Annotated in this window: 1 protein-coding gene; it reads right to left on the reverse strand. The window is 40.4% G+C overall.

From position 1 onward, the window contains the following. A partial coding sequence (locus BCT81_RS05060; protein ID WP_241908163.1) for an ABC transporter substrate-binding protein occupies nucleotides 1-307 on the reverse strand: 307 nt, incomplete at both ends.

Below are 307 nucleotides of genomic sequence, written 5' to 3' on the forward strand. Positions count from 1 at the left end.
ATATTACGATCGATTGCGTAAGAGATTGCTTTACGAACACGTACATCATCGAATGGTTTCTTCTTAGTGTTGAAACTGTAGTAGTAAGAACATAAATTCCCCCCTACAGATACGTCTTCCGCATGCTCTTTTTTAAGACGCTTGAAGTGCTCGGTTGGAAGCTCATTTGTGAAGTCGATTTCACCAGCTAGGAAACGGTTCATTTCCGCTACTTGGTTTTCTATCGGTAGGAACGTTACTTTATTAAGAACTGTTTTATCATTGTCCCAGTACTGCTCGTTACGCTTAAGTACTAGACGCTCGTTAA

The sequence above is a fragment of the Vibrio sp. 10N.261.52.A1 genome (assembly GCF_002876325.1).
GTDB lineage: Bacteria > Pseudomonadota > Gammaproteobacteria > Enterobacterales > Vibrionaceae > Vibrio > Vibrio chagasii.